This window comes from Enterobacter cloacae complex sp. P15RS (assembly GCF_014895905.1).
In the GTDB taxonomy this organism is placed as follows: domain Bacteria; phylum Pseudomonadota; class Gammaproteobacteria; order Enterobacterales; family Enterobacteriaceae; genus Enterobacter; species Enterobacter quasihormaechei.
Genome location: NZ_JADBQL010000013.1, coordinates 146,380 through 162,212 on the forward strand (window position 1 = coordinate 146,380; position 15,833 = coordinate 162,212).

Consider the following 15,833-nt stretch of genomic DNA (forward strand, 5'->3'; position numbering starts at 1 on the left):
ACACAGGTGAAAACGTGGATAAGGCTGTCATCCTGCCGGAAAAAAAACAGTACCAGGAAATTGGCGAGGATTTACGTGCGCAAATTATCCAGGGGCATTATCCCGTGGGATCGCGCCTGCCGCCGGAGCGCAATATCGCCGAGACGTATGGCGTGAGCCGCACCATCGTGCGCGAGGCGCTGCTGATGCTTGAGCTTCAGGGGACGGTGGATATTCGCCAGGGGTCTGGCGTTTACGTGATGCGCATTCCGGAGGAGCATGAAAACGAGGAAGAGCGCTTTCTGAACAGTGACGTTGGTCCGTTTGAAATACTCCAGGCGCGTCAGCTGCTTGAAAGCAACATTGCTGCCTTTGCCGCAAAAATGGCAACCCGCGCGGACATCGACAACCTGCGCCGCATCATCGAGCAGGAGCAGCGGGCGATTGCCATCGACGATCGCAGCCAGGACAACAATAAAATGTTCCACCTGGTGCTGGCGGGAGCCACCCAAAACCAGATGCTGCTGGCGACAGTTGAGAGCGTCTGGCATCACATGGACAGCAGCCCGCTGTGGCAGCAGTTCAACGGTCATATCGCCAGCCGCGCCTGGCGCCTGAAGTGGCTCGGCGACAGGCAAACCATTCTCGCTGCGCTCCGCCGCCGCGACGTGATGGGGGCCTGGCAGGCCATGTTCCAGCATCTTGAAAACGTTAAAAAGAGCCTGCTTGAGCTGTCAGACGAAGACGCGCCAGATTTTGACGGCTATCTCTTCGAATCGGTTCCCCTTTTCCAGGGGAAGCTGGTGTGAAGATCCTGCCGCTTTACGCTGCGCCGCAGTTTACAGAGCAGGTAATCGACTGGATCTGGGCAGCGTTTGGTGAAGGAGTGCCGCGCGCCTTTTTCCAGAGCATCGTCGAGCACAGCCTGACGCCGGGCGCGTTACCGCTCACCTTTATTGCCGTTGAGAACGATCGGCTGCTGGGCACCGTTGGGCTGTGGCGCTGCGATTTGATTTCCCGGCAGGATCTTCATCCATGGCTGGCTGCGCTGTATGTCGATGAAGCGGCCCGGGGAAAAGGGCTGGCGGGAAAACTTCAGGAGCATGTGAAGGGCTATGCGCGACGCGCCGGGTATCACGAGCTGCATCTCTGGTCTGCCTGCCGCGACTTCTACGAACGTTACGGCTGGCACTACATCGGCGATGCGCTGGAATACCCGGATAAAACCGTCCATCTCTATCGCTGTTCGCTCGCGGCTTCAGCGGGCGATACTACCGAGTGACGGCGCACTAAGGTTGGGCTGAACAGGTGAGTAATTTCCGGCGGCGGGCGATGCTCGGCCAACGCTAACGCCAGTTCTGCCGCCTGCGTGGCCATGGTTACTATCGGGTAACGCACGGTGGTCAGGCGAGGGCGCACGTAGCGCGACACCAGCACATCATCAAAGCCAATCAGCGAAATTTCTGCCGGCACGTCAATCCCGTTATCGTTTAACACGCCCATTGCGCCTGCGGCCATGGAATCGTTATAGCTGGCCACGGCGGTGAAATTCCGCCCGCGTCCCAGCAGCTCGGTCATCGCCTGCTCGCCGCCGCTCTCATCCGGTTCACCGTACGCCACAAGGCGATCGTTGCAGGGCAGACCGGCTTCGCGCAGCGCGTCGTAATAACCCTGAAGGCGATCTTCCGCATCGGAAATCGGGTGGTTGGAGCACAGATAACCGATACGGGTATGGCCCTGCTGGATCAGATGACGGGTTGCCAGCCATGCGCCGTAACGGTCGTCAAGCGCCACGCAGCGGGTTTCAAAACCGGGAATAATACGGTTGATCATCACCATCCCCGGCATTTGTTTCATCAGGTGAATCAGCTCGGCATCGGGGATCATTTTGGCGTGTACCACCAGCGCCGCACAGCGATGGCGAATCAGTTGCTCAATGGCCTGGCGCTCTTTTTGTTCATTGTGGTAGCCATTACCAATCAGCAGAAAATTACCGGTGTGATAAGAGACCTGTTCTACGGCTTTGACCATCGCGCCGAAAAACGGATCGGACACATCCCCGACCACCAGCCCAATGGTTTCTGTTGACTGCTGGGCAAGGGCACGCGCGTTGGCGTTAGGGTGATAATTCAGGTTTTCCATGGCGTCCTGCACGGCCTGGCGCGATGCATCACTGGCTTTAGGGGAGTTGTTGATCACGCGGGAGACGGTCGCGACGGAAACACCCGCCAGACGAGCCACATCCTTAATTGTCGCCATTCAATACCTTCTTATAGGGGTAAGCGTTTACACACTAACTAGTGTTGCGGAAAAGCGGCGCGCATTCAAGGGGACCGGGTGGGCGTCCTCTGCAAACGTGATGCAGAACATCCCTCGCGGTGTAATCGTTACACGGCCAGTCATGTCTGAATAATGTCAATCTGAACCTTTAGTTACACTTTGCCTCAGGCTGTTGCGATTGTCCGTTAGCAACGATGCGCCGTGAATTGCTAGAGTCGAGATCCCAGAGGTATTAATAGGTGGAATCAGCTTCGGTTGATTAACACGATTTACACCAACCTGCGTTTTACGCAGGTTTTTTTTTGCCTGTAAGTTCAACCTGTAACAGCAACAGAGAATATTCACACCTGGTTGCACTTCGGCTCATTCCCTTGCGTTTTCTCACTGGCGAAGCGTACCGCCAGAGACCACAATCAAGATCCCAGAGGTATTGATTGGTGAGAATTCTTAGTACGTTTTCGTACTCTTCTCTTGCACCAACCTGCGCGGATGCGCAGGTTTTTTTTCGCCTCTGTATTTGCTATCGCTCCCTCACTACTTCTCGTGTAATCTGCCACCATTTATACCTTTCACACTGGCTGGCAAAGGGAGTTGAAATGCTTTTTGGGTTCTTCCGCACACTGTTCCGTGTCCTGTTTCGCATCCGCGTAACGGGCGATACGCAGGCGCTCTATGGCGAGCGTGTTCTCATCACTCCGAATCACGTCTCCTTTCTTGATGGCGTATTGCTGGCGCTGTTTTTGCCCGTCCGTCCCGTCTTCGCGGTGTACAGCTCCATCAGTGAAAAATGGTACATGCGCTGGCTCAGGCCGCTGATTGATTTTGTGCCGCTCGACCCAACCAAACCGATGATGATTAAACATCTGGTGCGTCTGGTTGAGCAGGGACGCCCGGTCGTCATCTTCCCGGAGGGGCGTATTTCCGTGACGGGCTCCCTGATGAAAATTTATGACGGGGCCGGTTTTGTCGCGGCGAAGTCACGCGCCACCGTCGTGCCGTTGCGCATTGAGGGGGCTGAACTGACCTTTTTCAGCCGCCTGAAAGGGCTGGTGAAGCAGCGCCTGTTCCCGAAAATCACGCTGCACATTTTACCGCCAACGTCTCTGCCGATGCCCGAGGCGCCGCGGGCGCGTGACCGCCGTAAAATCGCCGGGGAGATGCTGCACCAGATTATGATGGAAGCGCGCATGGCCGTTCGCCCGCGCGAAACGCTGTATGAATCGTTGCTGTCGGCGCAGTATCGTTACGGCGCGAAGAAAAACTGCATTGAAGACATCAACTTTACGCCGGATACCTACCGTAAACTGTTGACCAAAACGCTGTTTGTCGGGCGCATCCTCGAGAAGTACAGCAAACGGGGCGAAAAGATTGGCCTGATGCTGCCGAACGCGGGTATCAGCGCGGCGGTGATCTTTGGTGCCGTCTCCCGGGGCCGCATTCCGGCAATGATGAACTACACGGCGGGCGTGAAGGGGCTCTCCAGCGCGATTACCGCGGCACAAATCAACACCGTCTTTACCTCCCGCCAGTTCCTGGATAAAGGCAAGCTGTGGCACTTGCCGGAACAGCTGACCCAGGTGCGCTGGGTATTCCTGGAAGATTTGAAAGCAGACGTCACGACGGCCGATAAGCTGTGGATTTTTGCCCATCTGCTGATGCCGCATCTGGCGCAGGTCAAGCAGCAGCCGGAAGACGATGCCATCATCCTCTTTACCTCCGGCTCTGAAGGCAACCCGAAAGGCGTGGTTCACAGCCATAAAAGCATCCTGGCGAACGTCGAACAGATCAAAACTATCGCCGACTTTACCGCCAACGATCGCTTTATGTCGGCGCTGCCGCTGTTCCACTCCTTTGGCCTGACCGTGGGGCTCTTCACGCCGCTGCTGACCGGTGCCGAAGTGTTCCTCTACCCAAGCCCGCTGCACTACCGCATTGTGCCGGAACTGGTTTATGACCGTAACTGCACCGTGCTGTTCGGCACGTCCACTTTCCTCGGTAACTACGCGCGTTTCGCCAACCCGTATGATTTCTTCCGCGTGCGCTACGTGGTGGCGGGGGCGGAAAAACTCCAGGACAGCACGCGCCAGATTTGGCAGGACAAATTTGGCCTGCGCATTCTGGAAGGCTATGGCGTGACGGAGTGCGCGCCGGTGGTATCCATCAACGTACCGATGGCGGCAAAACCGGGAACGGTTGGCCGCATTCTGCCGGGGCTGGATGCGCGGCTGCTGGCGGTGCCGGGCATTGAAGACGGCGGACGCCTTCAGCTTAAAGGGCCGAACGTCATGAACGGCTATCTGCGCGTGGAAAATCCGGGCGTGCTCGAAGCGCCGACGGCTGAGAACGTCAATGGCGAGGTTGAAACGGGCTGGTACGACACGGGCGATATCGTGCGCTTCGACGATCAGGGCTTCGTGCAGATCCAGGGACGGGCAAAACGCTTCGCCAAAATCGCCGGTGAAATGGTTTCTCTTGAAATGGTGGAGACGCTGGCGACCGCGGTCTCTGCGGAGAAAATGCATGCGACCGTGGTGAAAAGTGATGCCAGTAAAGGCGAGGCGCTGGTGCTCTTTACCACCGACGCTGAACTGAAGCGTGACGCGCTGCTCAGGTATGCGCGCGAACACGGTATTCCCGAGCTGGCGGTGCCCCGCGATATTCGTTATCTCAAACAGTTACCGGTGCTGGGCAGCGGTAAACCCGATTTCGTGACCCTGAAGGGCATGGTTGAAGAGGCGGAACAGCAAAATGCGTGAGTCAGTACACACTAACACTTCAATCTGGTCGAAAGGCATGATGGCGGTTATCGCCGCTCAGTTTCTTTCCGCGTTCGGCGATAACGCGTTGCTGTTTGCCACGCTGGCATTGCTGAAAGCTGAGTTTTATCCCGACTGGAGCCAGCCGATCCTACAGATGGTGTTTGTGGGTGCTTACATTGTATTTGCGCCGTTTGTCGGCCAGGTGGCAGACAGCTTCCCGAAAGGTCGGGTCATGATGTTTGCCAACAGCCTTAAGCTTCTGGGCGCGGCAAGCATCTGCTTTGGTATCAACCCGTTTGTCGGCTACACGCTGGTGGGCATTGGCGCGGCCGCTTACTCTCCGGCGAAATACGGCATTCTGGGGGAGCTTACCACCGGTGATAAGCTGGTAAAGGCCAACGGCCTGATGGAGTCCTCCACCATTGCGGCGATTCTGCTGGGTTCGGTGGCGGGCGGCGTGCTGGCAGACTGGCACGTGCTCGCCGCGCTTGGCATCTGTGCCCTGATGTACGGCGGCGCGGTGATCGCCAACCTGTTTATCCCTAAACTGGCAGTGGCGCGTCCGGGACAATCCTGGCGCTTTGGGCCAATGACCGGCAGCTTCTTTAATGCCTGCCGCGTGCTGTGGCGCAACGGTGAAACGCGCTTCTCGCTGATGGGGACCAGCCTGTTCTGGGGGGCTGGCGTCACGCTGCGTTTCCTGCTGGTGCTGTGGGTACCGGTGGCGCTGGGGATAACAGATAACGCCACGCCGACCTACCTGAATGCCATGGTTGCCGTCGGGATTGTTGTCGGGGCCGGGGCGGCGGCCAAACTGGTAACGCTTGAAACCGTTGCGCGCTGCATGCCTGCGGGGATCCTGATCGGCGTCGGCGTTCTGTTCTTCTCCCTGCAACATGCCATATTGCCTGCCTATGCCCTGTTGTTACTGATTGGCGTGTTAGGCGGTTTCTTTGTGGTGCCGCTCAACGCGCTTTTGCAGGAGCGCGGCAAGCAGACCGTCGGGGCTGGCAACGCCATTGCGGTGCAAAACCTTGGCGAAAACATGGCGATGTTGCTGATGCTTGGGATCTACTCGCTGGCGGTAAAAGCGGGCGCGCCGGTCGTGGCAATCGGAGTGGGGTTTGGCGCACTGTTTGCGCTGGCGATTACCGGGCTGTGGGTCTGGCAGCGTCGGCGGTGATATCTTTGCCGGGTGGCGGCTCCGCCTGACCCGGCCTACGTTTCGTGATGTTGGCAGATTTTGTAGGCCCGGTAAGGCAACGCCGCCACCGGGCAAAACGTCAACTTAAGGTGCCGGGTAAGTATAAACCTGATGCACCGCTTCAATCTCCGCTAACACCTCTTCGCTGAGGGTCAGGTGGAAACTCTCAATATTGGTTTTCAACTGCGCCATTGTTGTCGCGCCCAGCAGGGTACTGGCGACGAACGGCTGACGACGCACGAAGGCCAGCGCCATTTGCGCCGGATCGAGCCCGTGACGCTTCGCGATATCCACATACGCCGCAACGGCTTTTTGCGTCTGCTCACCGCTATAGCGGGTGAAGCGGCTGAAAAGCGTGTTACGCGCGCCAGCCGGTTTCACGCCGTTCAGGTATTTGCCCGTCAGGGTACCGAAGCCCAGGCAAGAGTAGGCGAGCAGCTCCACCTCTTCGTATTGCGTCACTTCCGCCAGACCCACTTCATAACTGCGGTTCAGCAGGCTGTACGGGTTCTGAATGGTCACGATGCGCGGCAGATCGTGTTTATCGGCCAGATGCAGATAGCGCATCACGCCAAACGCCGTCTCGTTGGAAACGCCGATGTAGCGGATCTTGCCCGCGCGTTGGCATTCCGTAAGTGCTTCCAGCGTTTCCAGCAGGGTAACGGCCGGAGCACTCTCGTTCCAGGTGTAGCCGAGCTTGCCGAAGCAGTTTGTCGGACGCTGCGGCCAGTGCACCTGATAAAGATCGAGATAGTCGGTTTGCAGGCGCTTGAGGCTGGCATCCAGCGCGGCACGGATATTCTTGCGATCGAGGATCTGGTTAGGGCGGATCCCGGCATCGTTATTACGGGAGGGGCCGCTAACCTTAGAGGCGAGAACCAGCTTTTCGCGATTGCCACGTTTCGCCAGCCAGTTGCCGACGTACGTTTCGGTAAGGCCTTGTGTTTCCGGGCGTGGAGGAACAGGGTACATCTCCGCCACGTCAATCAGGTTAATGCCCTGGCTGACGGCGTAATCGAGTTGTGCATGGGCATCGGCTTCGCTGTTTTGTTCACCAAATGTCATGGTGCCCAACCCCAGTTGGCTGATCTCCAGAGCGCTGTGGGGGATACGGTGATAATGCATAGCCGGTTTCCTTTTTAGACATACAGACTGCGTCAGGAACCTCCCGACAAAGGAATATAAACATGGCAGAGGGAAGGCAAAAGGGGAAGGAAAAAATCAAAAAGGCCAGCAAGCTACTGACCTTTATCTGTTTAACGCTCGATGATCTGGGATACTTCGTCGCGATTAATTTGCATTTGGTTGCCTTCGCGATCGCGGTAACTCACCAGACCGGTATCGTCGTCGACTTCGGGTTTGCCATCGGTCAGGATCATACGACCGTCTTTCGTTGACATGACATAGTCGCTGCTACAACCCGATACCGCAAACGCTAAACCGACTGCTGAGATAATTACTGCCCATTTTTTCATCGTTCTCATCCTCACCTGGCTCGTATCAAATCATAGTGTAGTAATAACCTGATATTACGACAGGTGAAAGGGGGGAAATCTTAAAAAGGAGGAGATTATGTTAGCCGGAGCGCAAAATTGGTAAAAAACTATGTTTTCAACAGGAAGTGGCGTGCCAGCAGCGCCCCGGTGAAATTCTTTTTAAGATAGAAACCGCGCGGCAGCGTCAGGATCGGTTCGCCCCGTGCACCTACCGCTTCAGTAAGCGCTTTGCTGTTGGCGGCTTTTGGACGGAGTTGCAGCACTTCGCCATGCCGGGCGGTGATCCGCTCAACCTGTCCCAGCACAATCATATCCATCAGCTCTTCCCAGTCTTCGGAAAGCTGCCTCTCCTCTTCTTCATCCGGACTCCAGAGCAGCGGGGCGCCAACGCGACGTTCTGCCAGCGGGATCTGCCTGTCGCCCTCAACGGGTACCCACAATACCCGCTTCAGCTTATGCCTGACGTGGCTGGTTTCCCAGGTCACTCCGCTGTTCCCCGTCAGCGGCGCCACGCAGACAAAGGTCGTTTCCAGCGGCCGCCCCTGGCTATCGACAGGGATCGTTTTCAGCTCAACGCCCAGCGCCGCAAAATCTTGCTCCGGTTTACTGCCCGCGCTTGCGCCCAGCCAGCGTTCAAGCAACACGCCGATCCAGCCTTTATCGCGCTTCAAATCGTTAGGTATCGTCAGCCCCGCCATCACGGCCAGCTCACCCAGCGAATAGCCTGCCAGACGCTGTGCCTGCTGGAGCAGCTGAGCTTCACTGACGGGAGGGGAGAGCAGTGGGGCGAGAGAATGCATGCTAACAACCTTTTGGTTAAAAAATGAGCTGATATTTTATCCCTTGTGGATAGAGTTTACCTTTTTCTGAGTACATATTCCATGTGGTTGGTTTTTATCAGGTTTTTTAGGATAAAAAGCAGCGTGGCATGGCTAAAAAACAGGTTGTGCAATTCTGGTCACTGACAATAAACAGGATCTTACACCATGTTATCCACAGAAAAATGGGATAACTGGGTATAACCACCACTACTGTTTCAATTTACAGCCTTGACGTGCGATGAAAATCGAATTTTCACACAAATTGTGCCTAACTTATTGGCACAATCTGTGGATAAAACCGACGCTGTTCGATCTTTCATCAGCAGGAGGATCTTTGATGTGACGATCGTCACGTTAATCGCCTTTAATGCCCTGTTTTTAACTATAACGATATGAATTTAAATGCTTTATTATGAAGGGCATAAACGGGCGTTTCGTCGGTCTACAAGGTTGTTCATCGGTAATTCCGTACTTCTTCACAACTATATCCACAGAAAAGGTGAATAAAAATGGTCTCAGTCGCCCTCATCTGTTTATAACTCCTCACAAATTTGTGAGTTATTCAAATGTTATTAGGTTGCAGGCCTGTAAGAGAGTGGTTTACCGCCTCCCTGTAGTGTGAAACAATCATTCATATATCAGATTTAGTTTGGGGTAGTCCGGTGATTGATGACGATGGCTACCGCCCAAACGTAGGAATAGTAATTTGTAATCGTCAGGGTCAGGTGATGTGGGCCCGGCGATATGGTCAGCACTCCTGGCAGTTCCCGCAAGGCGGGATCAATCCTGGAGAGTCCCCAGAACAAGCGATGTACCGGGAGCTGTTTGAAGAGGTTGGTTTAAGCCGCAAAGATGTTCGCATCCTGGCTTCGACCCGCAACTGGTTGCGTTACAAGTTACCGAAACGTTTGGTGCGTTGGGACACAAAGCCGGTTTGTATCGGCCAGAAACAGAAGTGGTTTCTTTTGCAGTTGGTGGGCAACGATTCAGATATCAATATGCAAACCAGCAGCACGCCGGAGTTTGATGGCTGGCGCTGGGTAAGCTACTGGTATCCGGTTCGTCAGGTCGTGTCTTTTAAGCGCGATGTTTACCGTAGGGTGATGAAAGAGTTCGCAAGTGCCGTTATGCAGCTTCAGGAGACGCCTCCTAAGCCACAGAGCGCACCTGCCTGGCGACGTAAAAGAGGTTAAGCTACGCAAATCATGCTCACCCGCTTGCGAGAAATAGTTGAAAAGGTTGCCAGTGCGCCTCGCCTCAACGAGGCGCTGAATATTCTGGTGACGGACATCTGTCTTGCGATGGAAACCGAAGTCTGTTCGGTCTATCTGGCCGACCATGACCGACGTTGCTACTACCTGATGGCAACCCGCGGTTTAAAAAAACCACGGGGACGCACCGTCACGCTCGCGTTTGATGAAGGTATTGTTGGCCTGGTCGGGCGACTGGCGGAGCCAATCAACCTTGCCGATGCGCAAAAACACCCCAGCTTTAAATATATTCCTTCCGTAAAAGAGGAGCGATTCCGCGCTTTTCTTGGCGTGCCGATTATTCAGCGCCGTCAGCTGCTTGGCGTGCTTGTTGTTCAGCAGCGAGAGTTGCGCCAGTACGACGAAAGCGAGGAGTCCTTCCTCGTCACGCTGGCAACGCAGATGGCTGCGATCCTCTCCCAGTCCCAGCTGGCCGCCCTTTTTGGCCAGTATCGTCATACGCGTATCCGCGCGCTTCCGGCCTCGCCGGGCGTCGCTATCGCCGAAGGCTGGATGGATGCCACGCTACCGTTGATGGAGCAGGTCTACGAAGCCTCTACGCTGGATGAAGCGCTTGAGCGCGAGCGGCTTACCGCCGCGCTGGAAGAGGCGGCGAATGAGTTTCGTCGCTACAGCAAACGCTTTGCCGCTGGTGCGCAAAAAGAGACGGCGGCCATTTTCGATCTTTACTCACACCTGCTTTCCGATGCGCGCTTGCGCCGTGAGCTGTTTGCCGAGGTCGATAAAGGTTCGGTGGCAGAGTGGGCGGTTAAAAAGGTCATCGAAAAATTTGCCGAACAGTTTGCGGTGCTGACTGACGGTTATCTGAAAGAGCGAGCCGGTGATTTACGCGCGCTTGGGCAACGTCTGCTTTTCCACCTCGATGATACCATTCAGGGGGCGAATGCCTGGCCAAGCCGGTTTGTGCTGGTGGCCGATGAACTCTCGGCGACGACGCTGGCGGAGTTACCGCAGGACAGGCTGGCGGGCGTGGTGGTGCGCGATGGCGCAGCTAACTCCCATGCCGCCATCATGGTGCGTGCGCTCGGTATCCCGACCGTTATGGGCGCGGATATTCAGCCCTCCGTGCTGCATCGCCGCACGCTGGTGGTGGACGGGTATCGCGGTGAGCTGCTGGTTGATCCTGAGCCGGTTCTCCTCCAGGAGTACCAGCGCCTTATCAGCGAAGAGAATGAATTAAGCAAGCTGGCGGAGGATGACGTCAACCTGCCCGCGCAGCTCAAAAGCGGTGAGCGGGTAAAGGTGATGCTCAATGCTGGCTTAAGCCCCGAGCACGAAGAAAAGCTCGGCAGCCGCATCGACGGCATTGGCCTTTACCGCACCGAAATCCCGTTTATGCTGCAAAGCGGCTTCCCTTCAGAAGAGGAGCAGGTTGCGCAGTATCAGGGCATGTTGCAGATGTTCAACGACAAACCCGTAACGTTGCGCACCCTGGACGTCGGCGCGGATAAACAGCTGCCCTACATGCCCATCAGCGAGGAGAACCCCTGCCTCGGCTGGCGCGGGATCCGCATTACCCTCGATCAGCCGGAAATCTTCCTTATTCAGGTTCGTGCGATGCTGCGTGCCAACGCGGCTACGGGGAATCTCAGCATTTTGCTGCCGATGGTCACCAGTATTGACGAGATCGACGAAGCGCGGCGGTTGATAGAACGCGCCGGGCGCGAAGTGGAAGAGATGATCGGCTATGCGATCCCGAAACCGCGTATCGGCGTGATGCTCGAAGTGCCCTCAATGGTCTTTATGCTGCCGCAGCTGGCGAACCGCGTCGATTTTATCTCCGTCGGCACCAACGACTTAACGCAATACATTCTGGCGGTCGATCGCAACAACACCCGCGTTGCCAGCATCTACGACAGCCTGCATCCGGCGATGCTTCGTGCCCTGGCGATGATCGCCCGTGAGGCTGAACAGTACGGTATTGATCTACGCCTGTGCGGTGAAATGGCCGGAGACTCTATGTGCGTCGCGATCCTGATTGGTCTGGGGTATCGCCATCTGTCGATGAACGGCCGCGCGGTAGCGCGCGTGAAGTATTTGTTGCGTCATATTGACGTCAATGATGCCCGCGAGCTGGCTGAGCGCAGCCTTGACGCGCAGCTGGCAGCTGAGGTTCGTCACCAGGTGGCGGCATTTATGGAACGACGCGGTATGGGCGGCCTGATCCGCGGTGGTCGCTAACGCCTTTCCCCTCTTCCTCAGGGTGGAGGGAACCCCACAAATGAATGCGAGCAGCTAACAATCCCCTCGCCCGTTTGGGGAAAGGGCCAGGGTGAAGGGACCTGCGCGCATCAAACCCTATACACATCTTTTACATCTCAGGCGCATCCTCCGCGCCTGCCTTATGCTATGATTCGCAACTTTGGAGCACCTGCCAACGGCGGGAATGCAATTCAGCCGCTGTCCACTTTCAGCGGAATAACAACATCTTGTGGTGACAGATGAACAGTGGTTATCTGCATTTTCCGGAATTTGATCCGGTAATTTTCTCAATAGGACCCGTAGCGCTTCACTGGTACGGTTTGATGTACCTGGTGGGCTTCGTATTTGCCATGTGGCTTGCTGGCCGTCGCGCCAGTCGTCCCGGCAGCGGCTGGACGAAGAACGAAGTGGAAAACCTGCTTTATGCTGGCTTCCTCGGCGTGTTCCTGGGCGGCCGTATCGGCTATGTCCTGTTCTACAACTTCCCGGTATTCCTGAACGATCCGCTCTATCTGTTCCGCGTCTGGGACGGCGGCATGTCCTTCCACGGCGGGCTGATTGGTGTGATCCTGGTCATGGTGATCTTCGCCAAACGCACCAAACGTAACTTCTTCCAGGTGGCTGATTTTATCGCGCCGTTAATCCCGTTTGGGCTGGGCGCAGGGCGTCTGGGCAACTTCATCAACGGTGAGCTGTGGGGGCGTGTCGATCCGAGCGTGCCGTTTACCATGCTCTTCCCGGGCTCGCGCGCAGAGGATATCGCGCTGCTGCCTTCGCACCCTGAGTGGCAGTCTGTTTTCGATACCTACGGCGTTCTGCCGCGCCATATGTCTCAGCTTTACGAGCTGGCGCTGGAAGGCGTGGTGCTGTTTATCATCCTGAATCTGTACATCCGCAAACCGCGCCCAATGGGTGCTGTCTCTGGTCTGTTCCTGATTGGCTACGGCGCATTCCGTATCATCGTCGAGTTCTTCCGCCAGCCGGATGCGCAGTTTACCGGCGAATGGGTACAGTACATCAGCATGGGGCAGATCCTCTCCATCCCGATGATTGTCGCGGGTGCCATTATGATGATTTGGGCGTATCGTCGTCGTCCACAGCAACAACTTTCCTGAGGAACCATGAAACAGTATCTTGAATTGATGAAAAAAGTGCTCGACGAGGGCACGCCGAAAAACGACCGCACCGGCACCGGTACGCTCTCCATTTTTGGCCACCAGATGCGCTTCAATCTGCAAGAAGGCTTTCCTCTGGTGACGACGAAGCGCTGCCATCTGCGCTCGATCATTCATGAACTGCTCTGGTTCCTGCAAGGCGATACCAACGTTGCTTATCTGCATGAAAACAATGTCTCCATCTGGGACGAGTGGGCAGACGAAAACGGCGACCTGGGGCCGGTCTACGGCAAGCAATGGCGCGCGTGGCCAACCCCGGACGGTCGCCATATCGACCAGATCACAACCGTTATGAACCAGCTGAAGAATGACCCGGACTCGCGTCGTATCATCGTTTCTGCCTGGAACGTGGGTGAGCTGGACAAAATGGCGCTGGCACCGTGCCATGCCTTCTTCCAGTTCTACGTGGCGGACGGCAAGCTCTCCTGCCAGCTCTATCAGCGCTCCTGCGACGTGTTCCTCGGCCTGCCGTTTAACATCGCCAGCTACGCGCTGTTAGTGCACATGATGGCGCAGCAGTGCGATCTTGAAGTGGGCGATTTTGTCTGGACGGGCGGTGATACCCATCTCTACAGCAATCATATGGAACAGACGCATCTCCAGCTGACGCGTGAACCGCGCGCGCTGCCGAAACTGGTGATCAAACGTAAGCCGGAATCAATCTTCGATTACCGTTTTGATGACTTCGAGATTGAGGGCTACGACCCGCATCCCGGCATTAAAGCGCCTGTCGCCATCTGATACGGCGGATCCTGACACAACCGGTGCTCTTGAGCGCCGGTTTTTTTTCGCGCTCGTTTTGTTTTTCGAGCCTGTTTCCAGAGAGGATGCAATGCGTTGCAACAGACGACATTTTCCTGAAAGCGGCTCGTAATGTTCTGGTTTGACGCTCGCGCCTTTTCTGCCTTTCCGCGACACTCCCGCCATGAAAAACGAACATGGCTTTACGCTTATCGAAACCCTTGTCGCCATCTCGCTGGTCGTGATTCTCAGCGCGACGGGGCTTTATGGCTGGGACAGCTGGCAACAGCGGCAGCGGCTTTGGCAGACCGCCTGTCAGGTGCGGGATTACCTGGTGTTTTTGCGAAACGACGCAAATCGTCACAACAGCGAGCACAGGATCGCGCTTCACGCTGACGGGAAGCATGCCTGCCTTGTCAGCGCTGTGGTCCCGGGCTGCGACAGCGGCGGCCCGTTCGTGATGAAACCGTTATGGCCGGAGGTCACGCTGAGCGACGTAACGCCTGCGCTGGGATTTTACGGCTTAAGGGATACCGCATGGGCCGGACATATTCGCGTGCAGAGCCGCGCCGGTGCGTGGTGGGTTGTTGTCTCAAATGGTGGGCGTATCAGGCTGTGTAATGCCGCAGGAGAAAGTCTATGCCAGTAAAACAAAAAGGGTTCTCCCTTCTGGAGGTCCTGATCGCGATGACGATAAGCAGCATTCTGTTACTCAGCACGTCACGTTTTTTACCGGGGCTCCAGCGGGGTGTTTTACTGCAATCAGGGCAACGAGAGCTGGAAGATGAGGTGTGGCAACGCCTGCTTGCGATGGGTAAACAACTCCAGCGAGCAGGATACTGTGGAGGGCATTGTCAGGGGCAAGGGTTAATCATCGGCAGGCAAGGGCGATGTGCAATTGTGCAGTGGGATGCAAACAGCAACGGTCAGTGGGATACCTCCGCGTCAGAAAATGACAGCACGGGATTTCGGCTTGAAGCCGGCGTGCTTGAAACGCTGCGGGGCGCGACGTCCTGTGAAGGTAAGGGGTGGGATAAACTCACCGACCCCGATCGGATCCTGATAGAGCAGTTCATGATCACCAAAACCGACCATGCTGGTTTTGCACCGGTAATCAATGTCGAGCTGCGCGCCCGGCGCAAAGGTGAACTGACCACACCCTTTTCAGCCCGCCACACCGTAACGGGGTTTAATCTGTGAATCGTCAGCGGGGCATGTCATCGCTGGCGCTGGTCCTGCTGTTGCTGGTGCTCGGCACGCTGCTCCTCACCGGATTAAACCAGCAGCTGAAAACTTTTAATGCTGTGGTGAGTAATGAGAGTCTGTCCGTTCGCCAGCAGGCTGCCGTGCAGTCTGCGCTGGAGTGGGGACGCGTTCAGCGCTGGGCATTACGGCCAGAGGTTCAGTGCAAGCAGACGCAGCGTTGGCGGGTCTGTTTAAGGCTGCTCAGGGATCGGGCTTTGCTTATTGCCGGAATTGACGATCTGTTGCTTTGGCAGGGCGGGGAAATCACGGAAGGACAAATACGCTTTTCTGCCCACGGCTGGAGCGATTTCTGCCCCCTTAAGGAAAAAGCGCTATGTCAGTTACCCTGAGCAGACAAAAAGGATTTAGCATGGTTGAGGTTTTGCTGGCAATGATGTTGCTGGTTGTGGTTGTGACGGCGTTATCCGGATATCATCGCGCGCTGGCAGCCCGGTATGCGGCGCTTAGCCAGTATCGTCAGCTATGGCATCATGCGTGGAATCAGTCGCAGATCTCAACGTCGATGCTCCCGCCGGGCTGGCAGGTCAGTCGGGGGCAGACAACACAGACCGGATGTGTCAGCATCACGGTCACACTTATTTCTCCTATGGGGCTGCAGGGCGCGTTGACGCGTCTGCATTGTCCGGTTAGCCGGTAGTC

Annotated in this window: 16 protein-coding genes; 12 read left to right on the forward strand and 4 right to left on the reverse strand. The window is 56.2% G+C overall.

Features of this window, described 5'->3' with window-relative positions; genetic code table 11:
- Window positions 1-14 precede the first annotated feature (14 nt).
- Both IM267_RS08535 and IM267_RS08540 read left to right on the forward strand, forming a co-directional pair.
- Window positions 15-788 carry a GntR family transcriptional regulator gene (locus IM267_RS08535; protein WP_063451943.1) on the forward strand — a complete coding sequence of 258 codons (774 nt, stop codon included), beginning with the start codon at window positions 15-17 and terminating at the stop codon, window positions 786-788.
- Window positions 785-1,261, forward strand: a complete 477-nt coding sequence (locus IM267_RS08540; protein ID WP_193033182.1) for a GNAT family N-acetyltransferase — start codon at window positions 785-787, stop codon at window positions 1,259-1,261. Before IM267_RS08535 ends, IM267_RS08540 begins: the two co-directional genes overlap by 4 nt.
- Here IM267_RS08540 and galR read toward each other — a convergent pair.
- The gene (gene galR / locus IM267_RS08545; RefSeq protein ID WP_063869266.1) at window positions 1,216-2,238 is read right to left on the reverse strand and encodes an HTH-type transcriptional regulator GalR; all 1,023 of its coding nucleotides are present in this window, start codon (window positions 2,236-2,238) and stop codon (window positions 1,216-1,218) included. The genes IM267_RS08540 and galR overlap by 46 nt on opposite strands.
- Before the next feature lie 617 nt (window positions 2,239-2,855).
- On the opposite strand from galR, the gene aas reads away from it, so the two are divergent.
- Window positions 2,856-5,015: a bifunctional acyl-ACP--phospholipid O-acyltransferase/long-chain-fatty-acid--ACP ligase gene (aas, locus tag IM267_RS08550; RefSeq protein ID WP_112791680.1), complete on the forward strand. Its 2,160-nt coding sequence runs from the start codon at window positions 2,856-2,858 to the stop codon at window positions 5,013-5,015.
- Complete coding sequence (lplT, locus tag IM267_RS08555) at window positions 5,008-6,201, forward strand: lysophospholipid transporter LplT (RefSeq protein ID WP_112791681.1); 1,194 nt, start codon at window positions 5,008-5,010, stop codon at window positions 6,199-6,201. Before aas ends, lplT begins: the two co-directional genes overlap by 8 nt.
- A gap of 105 nt (window positions 6,202-6,306) precedes the next feature.
- On the opposite strand, the gene IM267_RS08560 is transcribed toward lplT, so the two are convergent.
- From IM267_RS08560 to mutH, 3 genes are all read right to left on the reverse strand, one after another.
- On the reverse strand, window positions 6,307-7,347 hold the full coding sequence (locus IM267_RS08560) for an NADP(H)-dependent aldo-keto reductase (protein WP_193033183.1): 1,041 nt from the start codon (window positions 7,345-7,347) through the stop codon (window positions 6,307-6,309).
- A gap of 131 nt (window positions 7,348-7,478) precedes the next feature.
- Complete coding sequence (locus IM267_RS08565) at window positions 7,479-7,697, reverse strand: YgdI/YgdR family lipoprotein (protein ID WP_003862794.1); 219 nt, start codon at window positions 7,695-7,697, stop codon at window positions 7,479-7,481.
- A 128-nt stretch (window positions 7,698-7,825) separates the two neighbouring features.
- Window positions 7,826-8,518 carry a DNA mismatch repair endonuclease MutH gene (mutH, locus tag IM267_RS08570; protein ID WP_063451937.1) on the reverse strand — a complete coding sequence of 231 codons (693 nt, stop codon included), beginning with the start codon at window positions 8,516-8,518 and terminating at the stop codon, window positions 7,826-7,828.
- Window positions 8,519-9,201: 683 nt separating this feature from the next.
- On the opposite strand from mutH, the gene rppH reads away from it, so the two are divergent.
- The 8 genes from rppH to IM267_RS08610 all read left to right on the forward strand — a co-directional run bounded on the left by rppH (window position 9,202) and on the right by IM267_RS08610 (window position 15,831).
- The gene (gene rppH, locus IM267_RS08575; protein WP_063451936.1) at window positions 9,202-9,732 is read left to right on the forward strand and encodes an RNA pyrophosphohydrolase; all 531 of its coding nucleotides are present in this window, start codon (window positions 9,202-9,204) and stop codon (window positions 9,730-9,732) included.
- 12 nt (window positions 9,733-9,744) lie between these two features.
- A complete protein-coding gene (ptsP, locus tag IM267_RS08580; RefSeq protein WP_193033184.1) occupies window positions 9,745-11,991 on the forward strand; it encodes a phosphoenolpyruvate--protein phosphotransferase in 2,247 nt (748 codons plus the stop codon).
- Between the two features lie 260 nt (window positions 11,992-12,251).
- Window positions 12,252-13,127, forward strand: coding sequence for a prolipoprotein diacylglyceryl transferase (gene lgt, locus IM267_RS08585; protein ID WP_063869279.1), 876 nt, complete (start codon window positions 12,252-12,254; stop codon window positions 13,125-13,127).
- 6 nt (window positions 13,128-13,133) lie between these two features.
- Window positions 13,134-13,928 (forward strand): thymidylate synthase, encoded by a 795-nt coding sequence (gene thyA, locus IM267_RS08590; protein WP_015571751.1) that lies wholly within the window; start codon window positions 13,134-13,136, stop codon window positions 13,926-13,928.
- Window positions 13,929-14,112: 184 nt separating this feature from the next.
- The gene (locus IM267_RS08595; protein WP_193033185.1) at window positions 14,113-14,577 is read left to right on the forward strand and encodes a prepilin peptidase-dependent protein; all 465 of its coding nucleotides are present in this window, start codon (window positions 14,113-14,115) and stop codon (window positions 14,575-14,577) included.
- Window positions 14,568-15,128: a prepilin peptidase-dependent protein gene (locus IM267_RS08600; protein ID WP_193033186.1), complete on the forward strand. Its 561-nt coding sequence runs from the start codon at window positions 14,568-14,570 to the stop codon at window positions 15,126-15,128. Before IM267_RS08595 ends, IM267_RS08600 begins: the two co-directional genes overlap by 10 nt.
- A complete protein-coding gene (locus IM267_RS08605; RefSeq protein ID WP_193033187.1) occupies window positions 15,125-15,523 on the forward strand; it encodes a DUF2509 family protein in 399 nt (132 codons plus the stop codon). The genes IM267_RS08600 and IM267_RS08605 overlap by 4 nt, the downstream gene beginning before the upstream one ends.
- A complete protein-coding gene (locus IM267_RS08610; RefSeq protein ID WP_193033188.1) occupies window positions 15,508-15,831 on the forward strand; it encodes a prepilin-type N-terminal cleavage/methylation domain-containing protein in 324 nt (107 codons plus the stop codon). The genes IM267_RS08605 and IM267_RS08610 overlap by 16 nt, the downstream gene beginning before the upstream one ends.
- Window positions 15,832-15,833: the final 2 nt, after the last annotated feature.